The sequence below is a fragment of the Aeromicrobium sp. genome, from assembly GCF_037719875.1.
Lineage (GTDB): Bacteria > Actinomycetota > Actinomycetes > Propionibacteriales > Nocardioidaceae > Aeromicrobium.
This window is the reverse complement of the sequence record NZ_JBBJMJ010000004.1, coordinates 41,343-54,572: the sequence shown is the minus strand read 5'-3', so window position 1 is coordinate 54,572 and position 13,230 is coordinate 41,343. Positions and strand designations below refer to the sequence as shown.

Here is a 13,230-nt window from a genome sequence, read left to right as displayed (position 1 = left end):
CCGCACGACTCGAGACGCTGCCCACCTGAGACAATGCGGTGTGACCGCAATGATGACCGACAGTGCCTTCCTCCAGGCGTGCCGCGGCGAGCAGCCCGCCCATACGCCCGTATGGTTCATGCGACAGGCCGGCCGCTCGCTGCCTGAGTACCTCGCGCTGCGAGAGGGCACCGCGATGCTCGACTCGTGCTTCCGCACCGACATGGTCGTCGAGATCACGATGCAACCCGTCCGCCGCTACGGCGTCGACGCCGCGATCTTCTTCTCCGACATCGTCGTCCCGCTCAAGGCCATCGGGGTCGACCTGGACATCGTGCCGGGCACCGGGCCGGTCGTGGCCGATCCGATCCGCTCGGCCGCGCAGCTCGCGCAGTTCCGCGACATCGAGCCCGATGACGTCACGCCGATCACCGACGCCGTCACGGCGCTGGTCGGCGAGCTCGGCTCGACCCCGCTGATCGGTTTCGCGGGCGCGCCATTCACCCTCGCCTCCTATCTCGTGGAGGGCGGTCCATCGCGCGACCACCGGCTCACCAAGGAGCTCATGTATTCCGATCCCGAGCTGTGGCACGCACTGCTCGGTCGCATCGCGGCGATCGCCGGACAGTTCCTCCGGATGCAGGTCGAGGCAGGTGCCTCGGCGATCCAGCTCTTCGACTCCTGGGCCGGCGCGCTGTCGCTGGCTGACTACGAGACATACGTCAAGCCACACTCCACCGCAGTGCTGTCCGCGGTCGAGGACCTCGGCGTCCCGCGAATCCACTTCGGCGTCGGCACCGGCGAGCTGCTGCACTCGATGGGCGAGGCCGGTGCAGACGTCGTCGGCGTCGACTGGCGGGTGCCCCTTGATGAGGCCGTCCGCCGGATCGGACCCGGCAAGGCCGTGCAGGGCAACCTCGACCCGACGGCGGTGTTTGCTCCGACCGAGTTCGTGCACGCCCGCGCTGCGGAGGTCATCGAGGCCGGGCGTGCTGCCGACGGCCACGTGTTCAACCTCGGGCATGGCGTGCTGCCGGCGACTGACCCCGACGCACTCGCACGCCTGGTCGACTTCGTCCACGACTACCAGCCGGCCTGAGGCCTTGTCCGTCAGCGCGTCGATGCGGGTCGCCGTCGTCGGTGGTGGGATGGCCGGACTCGCTGCTGCCCACGAGCTCGCGGCCGGCGGAGCCGATGTCGTCGTGCTGGAAGGATCGGATCGGCTCGGCGGCAAGCTCAGGCTGGGCGACGTCGGCGGGTTGACGCTCGACCTCGGCGCTGAGTCGATGCTGGCTCGGCGCCCCGAGGCGCTTGACCTCGTGCACACCATCGGGCTGGACGACCGGCTGGTCAACCCTCGCACGATCTCCGCGGCGATCTGGACCCACGGCGCCTTGCGGGCCATGCCGGCGACCGTCATGGGCATCCCCGCCGACGTCGCAGAACTGGCCGCATCGGGCATCGCTGGCATCGACGCGCACGTGCTGCCGGTGCCTGAGGGCGACATCTCGGTGGCGGAGTTCGTCAGCGCCCGGCTGGGCCGGGACGTGCTCGAGCGACTGGTCGAGCCGCTGCTCGGCGGGGTCTACGCGGGCCATACCGACTCGCTGTCGCTGCGGGCCACGACGCCGCAGATCGCCGCGCTGGGCGCCGACCTGCTCGCCGGAGCCACCTCGGCGCGGGCCGCGGCAACCGCGACCGGACCGGTCTTCGCCGGCCTGGTCGGGGGAGTGGGCCAGCTCCCGGCGGCCGTGGCAGCAGCTGGCGGCTTCGAGGTGCGGCTTGCCTCGACGGTGCGCGCTGTGACACGTACGGCTGACGGATGGCGCCTCTCGGTCGGGCCGACGACCGACGTGGAGCACCTCGACGTCGATGCCGTCGTCGTCGCCGCTCCGGCGCCGGCCGCGGCCCGCCTCATCGCGCAGGATGCCCCTGATGCCGCGTTCGCTCTGGCGGCGATCGATTACGCGAGCATGGCGATCGTGACCTACGTCTTCGACGAGCCGCCGACATTCGACGGTTCGGGGTTTTTGGTGCCGCCGATCGACGGGACCTTCATCAAGGCCGCCACGGTCTCGTCCAACAAGTGGGGCTGGGTCGCTGACACCGGTCGAACAGTCATCCGCGCCTCGGTCGGCCGGGCCGGAGAGGCGACGTTGCTCCAGCACGACGACCAAGAGATCACGGCGCGAGCCTTGACCGATCTGCGTACGGCCTTCGGCGCCCTGCCGGAGCCGCTCGATGCCGTCGTGCAGAGGTGGGGTGGGGCGCTGCCCCAGTACGACGTCGGACACCTCGAGCGAGTGGAGCTGATCGACCGGTCGATCGCCACGGTGCCTGGCCTGGAGGTCTGCGGCGCGGCCCATCGCGGTGTCGGCATACCCGCGGTCATCGCCTCCGGGCGGGCGGCCGCGCGGCGCGTGCTCGACGCTGGGACAATGGAGCCATGAGCGCGGTTCCCAACAAAGGCAAGCTGGCCAAGGACATCAACGACACCATCCGCTACACGATGTGGTCGGTGTTCCGGATCGAGACGGTGCTCGGCGACGCTCCGCGTGCCGCCCTGGCCGCCGAGGTCGACGAGCTGATCGGCAAGCTCGCCACTGATGACGTCGTGGTTCGCGGCACCTACGACCTCAGCGGGCTGCGGGCCGACGCAGACCTGATGATCTGGTGGCACGCGCCGACCAGCGACGCGCTGCAGGCGGCCTACAACGCGTTCCGGCGCACGGCGCTCGGCGCCCGCATGGATCCCGTGTGGTCGCAGCTGGCCCTGCACCGGCCGGCCGAGTTCAACCGCTCTCACATCCCGGCGTTCATGGCAGATGAGGACACCCACCCCTATGTCTGCGTCTATCCGTTCGTTCGTTCCTACGAGTGGTATCTCCTCCCCGATGAGGAGCGCCGCGACATGCTCCGTGAGCACGGCATGCAGGCGCGCGACTATCCCGACGTGCGGGCCAACACCGTCGCGTCCTTCGCGCTCGGCGACTACGAGTGGATCCTCGCCTTCGAGGCCGACGAGCTGCACCGCATCGTCGATCTGATGCGCGAGCTCCGCGCGAGCCGGGCCCGCCGCCACGTGCGCGAGGAGATCCCGTTCTACACGGGTCGTGCCCACTCGGTCAGCGAGCTCACCGAGCTGTGGCCCTGACCCGACCCGGCTAGGTGGCGTCGGGTTCGAGCTGCAGGCTCACACCGTTGATGCAGAAGCGCTCGTCGGTCGGGTTCGGGAAGCCCTCGCCCTTGAAGACGTGTCCAAGATGCGAGCCGCAGCGCGCACAGCGCACCTCGGTGCGCACGCCTCCGAAAAGCGAGCGGTCCTCGATGTACTCGACGCGGTCCTCGGCAAGTGGGGCATAGAACGCCGGCCAGCCGCAGTGCGCGTCAAACTTGGTCTCGCTGCGGAACAGCTCGGCACCACACGCGCGGCAGGCATAGACGCCCACCGTCGGGTCGGTCTCGTAGGAGGAACTGAAGGGCCGCTCGGTTCCGGCCTTGCGCAGCACCTGGTACTCGGCGGGGCTGAGCTCCGCCTTCCACTCGTCGTCGGTCTTGTCCACGTCGTACGCCATGCCTCAAGCGTACGCGGGAACTCAATCAGCGCTGGGCGTCGAACGGAACGTGCTCGAGCAGGTGGACGCTCGGCACGTCGAGCTTGCGCTGGGCGCGCGAGGTCCAGTCGAGCTGCAGGAACTCCCGTACGACGTGGGGCTCGGTCAAGATGATGACTTCAGAGGATCCGGTCTTCTTCACCAGCTCGAGCAGCGCGTCGATGGGGTCGTCCTCTGTCAGCGCGGCCGTGACCTGCTGGCCGCGGTCGCGGATGAGCGCGGCGCTCGCCTCGAGCTCGGACTGACCGGCCTGCACGAGCTGGGAGTGGATGGCCTCGATCGCGTCGGGCTCGGTGATCGGCACGATCTGCCCCGCGCCGAGCGCGCTCATTGACGAGGTGAGGATCGCATTGGAGCTCTCGACCGGCAGCAGGAGGTGATATCGGACGGTGTCATCGAGTCCCTCGTGCAAGGCGATGATCTGGTCGGCATCGAGGTCGATGAGCTGGCGTTCGATCAGGAGTGCGACGTCATACATGTGCGCCATCCTACGGCTGTGCGGATGCCGTGGCGGCACCCGGAGGGCATACTTCGGCCATGACCTCGTCGCTCGCCGCCCAGCTCACCGTCACCACTCCGATCGACCTGTCCGCATACGACTCACGGGCCACGACCGGCTTCGAGGGCAAGAAGGCCGATGCTGCCGAGCAGCTCGCTGAGATGGGCGACGAGCTCAGCGACCTGCAGGAGCGGCTGTTCGCCGGTGGGCGCAGTGGGGTGAGCAAGACCCGGATCCTGATCGTGCTCCAGGGCATGGACACCTCCGGCAAGGGCGGCATCATCCGTCACGTGGCCGGTCTCGTGGATCCACAAGGACTGGCGATCTCCTCATTCAAGCAGCCCACTCCCGCAGAGCTCGAGCACGACTTCCTGTGGCGGATCAGGCGTGGCCTGCCCGATCCCGGAACCATCGGCGTCTTTGACCGCTCGCACTACGAGGATGTCCTGATCGCCCGGGTCCGCCAGCTGGCGGCCCCTGAAGAGATCGAGCGCCGATACAACGCGATCAACAAGTTCGAGAAGGAGTTCACCGACTCCGGCGGCGTGATCCTCAAATGCTTCCTGCACATCACCTCGGAGGACCAGAAGGAACGGCTGGCCGCGCGCCTCGACGACCCCACGAAGCACTGGAAGTACAACTCCGGCGATCTCGACGAGCGGATGCTCTGGTCGGACTACCAGCACGCATATGCGGTTGCGCTCGAGCGCTGCTCGCCTGAGCACGCACCGTGGCACGTCGTGCCGAGCGGCCGCAAGTGGTATCGCAACTGGGCCGTCGCGTCACTCCTGTTGGACGAGCTGCGCAACCTCCACCTGGAGTGGCCGGATGCCGACTACGACATCTCGGTCGAGAAGGCGCGACTCGCGGGTTTGTAAGCCCCATCGCGACACACCGCGCACCGGGTTTTTCTGCTTGGGCGATGCTGGACCCATGAAGGCACCGACGCTTGGACGATATGGGTCTGGTGCTCGGTTCTACGACCTGCTCTCTCTTGAGCGACCGGTCTACCGGGTCGGACGCGAGCGGGCGATCGAGCTTCTGCGGCTCACCCCGGGAGACCGGGTACTCGATGTGGGTTGCGGAACGGGGCTGAACTTCCCGTCGTTGCGGGAGCACATCGGGCCGGCCGGTCACGTCGTAGGAGTCGACGCGAGCGCCGCGATGCTTGGCCAGGCGCGGAAGAGGTCCCGGTCGTGGGCCAACGTGACCCTGCTGGAGGGTGACGCCGGGGACATGAGGGGACTGCTCGACCGGTGGGAGTTCGACGCCGTCATCGCGACGTACGCGATGTCGATCATCCCCGCGTGGAGACGGGCGTGGCAACAGGCGACAGAGCGCTGTGTGCCCGGCGCCCGGGCAGCCATCGTCGATCTCGCGATGCCGACCGGTGCAGGTCGTGCCTTCTGGCCGGCGGCGAGATTCGCCTGCTTCACCGGAGGTGTCGACCTCACCCGGCAGCCGTGGTCGCTGGTGGACGAGGGGCTGGATGACGTCACTCACCAGACTCATCGAGCCGGTCATGTGGTGCTCGCCGTCGGCACCGTCCGGGGTCCATCGTTCGCTGGCGAGGAGATTCGTTGATGGTCACTCCAGAGGACTGGACGTCGGACTCGTGGGAAGACGTGCGCGACCGGCCGTGGGACCTGGTCGTGGTCGGAGGTGGGACTGCGGGCATCGTGGCTGCCAAGACGGCCTCCGGGTTGGGTGCCCACGTCTTGCTCGTCGAGCGCCACCGCACGGGCGGGGACTGCCTGTGGACGGGTTGCGTCCCGAGCAAGGCGTTGCTCGCGATTGCCCATCAAGGCGGTGCGGCCGGCGACTTTTACGCAGCGATGGCGCGAGCACGCGAGGCGATCACCACCATCGAGCCGGTCGACTCACCCGAGAACCTGCGCGCCGCCGGCGTCACGGTCCTGCATGGCGAGGGGCGGTTCACCGGGCCGAAGACCGTCGCGGTGGATGGGAGTGTCGTTTCCTTCCGCCGGGCGCTCGTGTCCACTGGCTCGGCGCCCGTGGTGCCCGGGGTGGAGGGCATCCAGCACGTCAAGCTGCTGACCTCGGACACCGTGTGGTCACTGACCGCACGCCCACCCCAGCTGCTGGTTGTCGGAGCGGGAAGCATCGGCTGTGAGCTGGGTCAGGCGTTTGCCCGGCTGGGCTCGCAGGTCTCGATCGTCGAGAGTGGCCAACGGATCCTGCTCCAGGAGGACGAGGACGCCGCGATGGTCATGTCCGGTTCCCTCGCGGCAGACGGAATCACGATTCGGACCGGCGTCTCGATTGAGTCGTTCGGGCCGGGCGTGGCCCGGCTCAGTGACGGATCTCAGATCGAGGTCGACACGGTGCTGGTGGCAGCCGGTCGACGACCACGCACCCTCGATCTCGGTCTTGGACAGGCCGGTGTCGAGCTGTCTGAGCGCGGTCACGTGCGGGTGGACTCGCGGCTGCGCACGACCAATCGACGTATCTGGGCCGCCGGGGACGTCACGGGACACCCTCAGTTCACCCACGTCGCCGGGGTCCACGGCAGCCTCGCAGCGACAAATGCGGTCCTGGGCGTTCGTCGTGCGGTGGATCTGGCCACGATTCCACGAGTCACGTACACCCAACCGGAGGTCGCGGCGTTCGGCGTGGGACTCGACCGGGTTGGTGTTTCGGGTCAATACGAACACACGATCCAGCATGCCGAGGTCGACCGTGCGATCACCGACGATCGTACGGTTGGTTTCAGCCGTCTCGTGCTCGACCGCCGTGGCCGGATCGTGGGTGCGACGCTGGTCGGGCCCCGCGCCGGTGAAACGCTCGCCGAGCTCGTGCTGGCGGCACGCCACGGCCTGAGGGCGCGCGATCTGGCGGGGTCGATGCACGCCTACCCGACGTATGGCGACGGCGTGTGGAAGGCAGCTCTCGCCCAGCTTCAGGATGATCTTGCCAAGCCGTGGTTTCGTCGTCTGATCAGTGTGCTGTTGGGCCTTCGGCGTCGGATGACGCTGCCGTGACCGCCCGTTTGCGACCGCGACGTGCGTGCACGGCACTCACGGCGGCGAGCAAGACGAGCCCGGTGACAGCAATGGCAAAGGGCCACGAGCCCGGCGAGAACCCGTAGGCCCCGACCGCGACGTAGACCGCAGTGCCCGGGACGATCCCGATTGCAGTTGCCGTGACGTAGGCCCGCAGGCTCACCGAGGTCAGCCCGAAGATGTAGTTGATCGTCGTGAAGGGGATCACCGGAAGCAACCGGGCACCCAGGACCGTCACGAAACCGCGGCGACCGATCTGGGCGTCGAGCCGCCGCACGCGGGTGGCCGTGAGTCCCCGCACCGAGTCGCGTCCCAGCCAGCGCGCCCCGACAAAGGCGCCGGTCGAGCCGACCACCGCCCCGATGAGGACGACGCCGAGTCCGGCCCAGAATCCGAAGATGGCTCCGCCGGCGATCGTGCAGACCGCCTTGGGCAGCGGCAGCAGAGTCGCCACGGCGTAGAAGATCGTGAACATGGGCAGGGCCGCCCAGCCGAGGCCGTCGAAGTAGTCCTGGACCTCGATCCGGCTCGGCAACCCGAGCTGCGTCTCGAGGATCACGAACGCCACGATGGCGGTGGCGAGCACCGCGACACGCAAGATGATCTGGCGGCGGGTCATGCCGTGCCTCTGGCAAACACCGAGCAGCGATCGGCGGGCAGACCAACCTCGATGGCCTCGCCGACGACCAGTGGCGCCCCGACCGGCAGGTGCAGGGTCATCAACTGACCGTCGACAGTTCGGCCGGTCGCGGCCAGAAACGTCCCGGCGAATCGGACCGACTCGACAATCAGGGCGTGCCGCGTCGCAGACCTCGCCGGCAGCTCGACAGCCTCGGGTCGGATGGTCAGAACCGCCTCACCCCTGACGGCACCGCTGTCGGTCGCGAGATCTGTGCCGGCGAGGCGAAATCCGCCTGCATGGGCATGGCCGAAGAGCTCGTTGGCGACACCGAGGAACCGCGCCGTCGCGAGGGTCGGTGGCGCTTCGAACAGTCGCTCCGGGGACCCTTGGGCCTCGACCCGGCCGTCGAGCATCAGCACGATCTCGTCGGCGATGTCGACCGCCTCGTCCTGGTCGTGGGTCACGAACACCGTCGAGACGCCGGTCGAGTCGTGGAGCTCACGGACCAGGCGGCGCATCTCTATCCGCAGCGTCGCGTCGAGCTGTGAGAAGGGTTCGTCCAGGAGCAGCACGGCCGGCCGCAGCACCAAGGCGCGGGCCAGGGCAACGCGTTGCTCCTGGCCGCCGGACAGCTCGTGCGGTCGGCGCCCCCCGAGCCCAGTGAGTCGGACCTGCTCGAGCATCTCAGCCACGGAGTCGGCGATGACGGCCCGGGGCACGTGCTGCATCCGCAGACCGAACCCGATGTTCTGCTCGACCGTGAGGTGGGGGAACAGCAGTGGCTTCTGGAACACCAGGGAGATCGGGCGGCGTTCGGGTGATACGTGCGTCATGTCGCTGCCGTCGACCGTGACGGTTCCGAGGTCGGGCGGGATCAGGCCGGCGATCATCTGCAGGGTTGTGCTCTTGCCACATCCCGATGGGCCCAGCAGCGAGGTGAACGACCCCGGCGCGAAGGTGAGGTCGAGCGCATCAACGGCGTGTGTCTGACCGAACCGTTTGGTCAGTCCACTGACCTGCAGGGCGGGCCTCACGAGCGGACCATGCCGATCAGCAAGCCCGCTCGGCCGCGCAGGAGACGCGAGATCAGCACGACGAGAAGTACGGGAGGGGCGACAACGAGCAGGCCGAGGGCTGCCGCGGCCGTGGAGTCAGATGACCCGATCGCGGCAAACAACATCAACGGGAGGGTCTGCACCTGACCGCCACCGATCAGCAACGTCAGGATGTACTCGCTCCACGAGATCAGGAATGTCAGCAGGGCGCTTGCGGCCAGAGCCGGTGCGAGCACAGGCACGGTCACCAGCGTCGTGGCCCGCCACGCACCCGCTCCGAGCACGCGGGCCTGACGTTCGAGGTCGACGTCGAATCCTTCGAAGGCGGCGCCGAGAATCGTGGCGGCGTACGGAACGGTGAGGACGAGCTGCACGAGGACGACGCCGAGGATCGACTCCGACAGCCCCCACCGGATGAAAAAGACCTGCAGGCCCAAAGTGACGGCGATGCCCGGCACGATGACCGGAGCGATGAGGCACAGCTGGACCAGACGTCTTCCGCGGAATCGGTGCAGACCGATCACTCGCCCGGCGGGCAATCCGATGATGGACGACAGGATCGCCACCGAGGTCGCGATCACGACAGATGTGACCAATGCTTCCCATGACCCGCTGGAGGTGACCAGATCCAGACCACGAGTCGTGCCTTCGGCGGGCAGCAGATCGGGGTAGGGCCACGACCTGGCGCCCGACCACAGGATCAGCCCGACGAGCGGAGCGATCACGATCGCTGCGATGGTGATCGCGACGAATCGCCTCACGTCCGCCTCCGTCTGGAGAGCTGCACCAGCATCAGGTAGAGGCCGGCGATGATCGTGGTCAGGGTTGCCAGGAGGACAGCCACCGCCATTGCCTGTGGTCGAGAGGTCAGGTCGGTGTCGCTGAACGATTGATAGGTCACCACCGACAGCGGCGCAGGGAAGGGTCGTCCCAGCAGCACGGGAACCTCGTACGAACCCATCGTGAAGGCAAGTACGAGGATGGCAGCCGCGCCCACCGGGGCATCGAGCATCGGTAGCGTGACATGGCGGAGGCGCTGCCACCGCGCCGCGCCGAGGGTGCGGGAGACGTCCTCGAGCCGGTTCAGATCCGCGGTCATGGCCGCCAGCGCGATGACTGCCATGAACGGCGTCTCCTTCCAGACATACTCAGCGATGATGCCCCAGCCGAACCCATCTTGGACCAGGGCGGGGAACTGCTGGCTCCCGTCGACAAGACCGATCGCGTGCGCCACCCGCGAAACCTGGCCCGTTGGGGACAGCAGGAGGGAGATGCACAGGGCGCCGACGAGGTGCGGCACGGCAAGTGTGCCTTGGAAGAGGCGGGTCATCCAGACGCGCCCGGATCCGAGTCGACGCACCACGAGTGCGCAGCCAACCCCGAGCACCGTCGCCAGAAGAGTCGAGAGAATCCCGATCCGCAGGGTCAGACCGATCGACGAGCGAACAGCGGGGTCGGTGGCGGCCGATCGGTAGGCATCGAAGGACCAGCGGCTGTCGCCCAGCAACGGTTGCTGCCCGAGGCTCTGGGCGAGGGCCTGCGCGAGCCCACCGATGAAGAACACGCCGATCACGAGCATCGCGGGGGCGAGCAGCACAGCGCGGCGCATGACCGGCGAGCTGGTGACCGCGTGGACGAATGTCATGGGAGATGTCTACTTCTGAAGGACTTGAGACTTCCAGTCCTTCTCGATCCGGGTCAGGTATTCACTGGAGAGCTCGGGCTGGGCGCGGGCCGAGAGCTCGTCGATCGACAGGACCGATGCGCTGCGGGGCACGCGGGCGAACTCCTTCTGGGCCGTCTTGCTGGTGCGCGACACGCCGATGCCGGGGTAGGCACCGGTTGCCTTGAACATCGCCAGCTGGACCTCGGGAGCCTGCAACGTGTCGGCCAGGACGAATGCAGCGGAGCGGTGCGCGGCATTCTTCGGGATGCTGATGAAGCTGAAGTTGCTGATGTTGCCGCTGGACAGGACGGCCTCGCGGGTCGATGTCGGGAAGACGCCGTCGTCAACCTTGGTGGCAACCGCGCCGGGACCGTACGTGAAGTAGGCACTGATCTCACCGTCGGCGAACAGCCTCTCGACATCGTCCTGGCTGGAGGGATAGGTCTCTCCTTTGCGCCACAGGCTCGGTTCGAGAGCGTTCAAGTCGTCGAAGAAGGTCGAGGTCGCCTTGGTGTATGCCTGCTCGTCGAAGGCGCCCGAGAGCGAGGAGGGTCCATCGATCCGTGAATACAGCAGCGATCGCACGGCCAACGATCCGGTGAAGTCTGGTGGCGCGGGATAGGCGAATCGGCCCGGGTTGGCCTTCACCCAGGCCAACAGCGAGTCACCTGAGGCGACGTCGGCGGGGTCGAGCTTGGCGCTGTCGTAGACGAGCGCGGAGTTGGCCTTCTGCCAGACCGATTCGCACCCCTTGACCGGCACACCGAAGTCATTCGCGACGGCAGGGTCGGTGTGGTCGACGTAGGAATCGTTGGGAAGGTCGTCAGCCCAGCCGCAAGCCCAGATGTCGGCCTGGACGCCGGTGGCGAAGTTTTCGCCGTTGATCCAGATGGCATCGACGCTCCCGCCGCTGGTACGACCAGCCTGAACCTCACCGAGAACCTTGTTGACCGCCTCAGCGGTGTCGGTGATCCTGACCTGCTTGAGCTTGACACCTCGGCTGGCCAGTCGCGGTGCTACTTCATCCTCGACGAAGGTGTTGAGGGCGTCGTCGCCGCCGAACATGTACCAGTTGACGGTCTCGCCCTTGGCATCGGCGAGAACGCCCGACCAGTCTTGGCTGTCGACCTTGGTGCCGGGGTCATCGCTGGCGCCGCAGGCGCTCAGGACGAGGGCGGTCGAAGTCGCCAGGATCAGCACGAGGGCGCGAAGGCGGAGAGGGAGACGGATGTCGGGTTCCTTAGGTGGGAAGGGTCAGGTGGTCGAGCGGAGTGAAGGGTCTCGTCTGAGGGTTGTGATGCCCTGGACGATGCGTTGGAGCGCGGTGAAGGCGACCGCCGCGGTGAAGATCCACGCGATGATCTCGGCTTGCTGGGGCACGAGCGTGATGAGGGCGTAGACGATGACAGTCTCGGTGCCTTCGGCCAGCCCACCGACGAAGCGCAAAGATCGCTCATCGAGGAGCTGGTTGGCGCGGCGACGTTCCAGTATCGACGACAGCGCGAGGAATGCGGTCCCGGAGACGTAGTAGGCGACCAACAGCGCGACGCAGGCCACCCGCGCCTCCGGCACCTCGATCGCGACCGCCAAGACGAATCCCGCGTAGATGCTGAAGTCAGCGGTGATGTCGAGGAAACCGCCAAGATCAGTTGGCCCGACTTGGCGAGCCACGGCTCCGTCGAGGCCGTCGAGCAGCCGATTGACCAACCACAGGATCAGGGCGACCTGCCACGCCCCTTGCGTGATCGCAAGGCACGCGGCGACGCCCGCGGCCCAGCCGACTGCGGTGATGGCCGAGGGGTGAATGCCGCTGCGTGCGAGGGTGGGGGCGATCCGGTCCAGTAGCGGTGCGGTGATCCTTCGGGCGGCCCTGTCGAGCATCGTGCCTTCCCCTGGTCGGTTGTGTGCTGGCTCAACTCTCGCGCATGCCCGAGCCCGATGCCGGGTCAAACAGCGCTCGAACGCCACCGGGTCGCCTAGCGGTCACGCGTGGCACCAAGGCTGGGCCGTCGCAATGTGACGGCCCTCTGTCGCAGACGATCACGCGGTTCTGGTGCTAGCGTCGATCTCGTACGTTCTCAGGGCGGGGCGAAACTCCCCACCGGCGGTGATGGCGGGTCCCACCCGGGGCCAGCATGAGCCCGCGAGCGCCTCCTTCGCGGGAGGGTCAGCAGACCCGGTGTGACTCCGGGGCCGACGGTCATAGTCCGGATGAGAGAGAACGCGACACGTTGGTGACGGCCCAAGCCGCCCTCGGATGCGTCGTCGCCCTGGGTGACCACGCAAACAGGAGGACATATGACGCAGTCAGGCACACCCCGGATCGCGGTCGTTGCAGCGCGTTGGCACGCTGACATCGTCGACCAGGCAGTTGAGGGGATCCGCAAGGGTCTCGCCGAGGCCGGTTCGTACGAGGTCGAGGTGCATGAGGTGCCGGGAGCCTTCGAGATGCCGCTGCACGTGAAGCGGCTCGCGCTGTCAGGCCGGTATGCCGCGATCGCCGCGTGTGCGCTCGTCGTCGACGGCGGCATCTATCGCCATGACTTCGTCGCCGGATCGGTTGTCGACGCCCTGATGCGGGTGCAGCTGGAGACTGACGTGCCGGTCTTCTCCGCTGTGCTCACCCCGCACCAGTTCCACGAGCATGCTGAGCATCATGACTACTTCACGCGTCACTTCGCGGTGAAGGGTCAGGAACTCGCCGATGCGGTCGTCTCCACCTTGTCAGGGCTGGAACGCATTCCCGCCTGATCTCCCGGCGGGACGTCATCA

General features: G+C 67.5%; 15 protein-coding genes and 1 riboswitch. Of the genes, 7 read left to right on the top strand and 8 right to left on the bottom strand.

Going from position 1 to position 13,230, the window contains the following annotated elements:
- Positions 1-49: 49 nt before the first annotated feature.
- The 3 genes from hemE to hemQ are packed head-to-tail and all read left to right on the top strand — an operon-like array spanning position 50 to position 3,133.
- Positions 50-1,078, top strand: a complete 1,029-nt coding sequence (hemE, locus tag WKF39_RS05975) for a uroporphyrinogen decarboxylase (RefSeq protein WP_340386543.1) — start codon at positions 50-52, stop codon at positions 1,076-1,078.
- 4 nt (positions 1,079-1,082) lie between these two features.
- Positions 1,083-2,429, top strand: a complete 1,347-nt coding sequence (hemG, locus tag WKF39_RS05970) for a protoporphyrinogen oxidase (RefSeq protein ID WP_340386322.1) — start codon at positions 1,083-1,085, stop codon at positions 2,427-2,429.
- Entirely contained in the window at positions 2,426-3,133 is a 708-nt protein-coding gene (gene hemQ / locus WKF39_RS05965) for a hydrogen peroxide-dependent heme synthase (RefSeq protein ID WP_340386321.1), read from the top strand. Before hemG ends, hemQ begins: the two co-directional genes overlap by 4 nt.
- Before the next feature lie 10 nt (positions 3,134-3,143).
- Here the strand turns inward: hemQ and msrB are convergent, their stop codons facing one another.
- Together msrB and WKF39_RS05955 are read right to left on the bottom strand one after the other, a co-directional pair.
- Entirely contained in the window at positions 3,144-3,554 is a 411-nt protein-coding gene (msrB, locus tag WKF39_RS05960) for a peptide-methionine (R)-S-oxide reductase MsrB (RefSeq protein WP_340386320.1), read from the bottom strand.
- Between the two features lie 25 nt (positions 3,555-3,579).
- Positions 3,580-4,071, bottom strand: coding sequence for a hypothetical protein (locus WKF39_RS05955; protein WP_340386319.1), 492 nt, complete (start codon positions 4,069-4,071; stop codon positions 3,580-3,582).
- A gap of 59 nt (positions 4,072-4,130) precedes the next feature.
- On the opposite strand from WKF39_RS05955, the gene WKF39_RS05950 reads away from it, so the two are divergent.
- Genes WKF39_RS05950 through WKF39_RS05940 form a run of 3 tightly spaced genes read left to right on the top strand, consistent with a single transcriptional unit; the run spans position 4,131 to position 7,094 of the window.
- Positions 4,131-4,970, top strand: coding sequence for a PPK2 family polyphosphate kinase (locus WKF39_RS05950; protein ID WP_340386318.1), 840 nt, complete (start codon positions 4,131-4,133; stop codon positions 4,968-4,970).
- A 55-nt stretch (positions 4,971-5,025) separates the two neighbouring features.
- The gene (locus WKF39_RS05945) at positions 5,026-5,676 is read left to right on the top strand and encodes a methyltransferase domain-containing protein (RefSeq protein WP_340386317.1); all 651 of its coding nucleotides are present in this window, start codon (positions 5,026-5,028) and stop codon (positions 5,674-5,676) included.
- Positions 5,676-7,094: an FAD-dependent oxidoreductase gene (locus tag WKF39_RS05940; RefSeq protein WP_340386316.1), complete on the top strand. Its 1,419-nt coding sequence runs from the start codon at positions 5,676-5,678 to the stop codon at positions 7,092-7,094. Before WKF39_RS05945 ends, WKF39_RS05940 begins: the two co-directional genes overlap by 1 nt.
- Here the strand turns inward: WKF39_RS05940 and WKF39_RS05935 are convergent.
- The 6 genes from WKF39_RS05935 to WKF39_RS05910 are packed head-to-tail and all read right to left on the bottom strand — an operon-like array spanning position 7,051 to position 12,339.
- Positions 7,051-7,734 (bottom strand): TVP38/TMEM64 family protein, encoded by a 684-nt coding sequence (locus WKF39_RS05935; RefSeq protein ID WP_340386315.1) that lies wholly within the window; start codon positions 7,732-7,734, stop codon positions 7,051-7,053. The two genes, WKF39_RS05940 and WKF39_RS05935, sit on opposite strands and share 44 nt — an antisense overlap.
- Entirely contained in the window at positions 7,731-8,771 is a 1,041-nt protein-coding gene (locus tag WKF39_RS05930; RefSeq protein ID WP_340386314.1) for an ABC transporter ATP-binding protein, read from the bottom strand. The genes WKF39_RS05935 and WKF39_RS05930 overlap by 4 nt, the downstream gene beginning before the upstream one ends.
- On the bottom strand, positions 8,768-9,553 hold the full coding sequence (locus WKF39_RS05925) for an ABC transporter permease subunit (protein ID WP_340386313.1): 786 nt from the start codon (positions 9,551-9,553) through the stop codon (positions 8,768-8,770). The genes WKF39_RS05930 and WKF39_RS05925 overlap by 4 nt, the downstream gene beginning before the upstream one ends.
- Positions 9,550-10,437 (bottom strand): sugar ABC transporter permease, encoded by an 888-nt coding sequence (locus tag WKF39_RS05920; RefSeq protein WP_340386311.1) that lies wholly within the window; start codon positions 10,435-10,437, stop codon positions 9,550-9,552. The genes WKF39_RS05925 and WKF39_RS05920 overlap by 4 nt, the downstream gene beginning before the upstream one ends.
- Before the next feature lie 9 nt (positions 10,438-10,446).
- Complete coding sequence (locus WKF39_RS05915; protein ID WP_340386310.1) at positions 10,447-11,658, bottom strand: ABC transporter substrate-binding protein; 1,212 nt, start codon at positions 11,656-11,658, stop codon at positions 10,447-10,449.
- Positions 11,659-11,712: 54 nt separating this feature from the next.
- On the bottom strand, positions 11,713-12,339 hold the full coding sequence (locus WKF39_RS05910; RefSeq protein WP_340386309.1) for a CDP-alcohol phosphatidyltransferase family protein: 627 nt from the start codon (positions 12,337-12,339) through the stop codon (positions 11,713-11,715).
- A gap of 189 nt (positions 12,340-12,528) precedes the next feature.
- A riboswitch (FMN riboswitch) is annotated at positions 12,529-12,685 on the top strand.
- Between the two features lie 71 nt (positions 12,686-12,756).
- Between WKF39_RS05910 and WKF39_RS05905 the strand changes: the two genes are divergently transcribed.
- The gene (locus tag WKF39_RS05905) at positions 12,757-13,209 is read left to right on the top strand and encodes a 6,7-dimethyl-8-ribityllumazine synthase (protein ID WP_340386308.1); all 453 of its coding nucleotides are present in this window, start codon (positions 12,757-12,759) and stop codon (positions 13,207-13,209) included.
- Positions 13,210-13,230 lie beyond the last annotated feature (21 nt).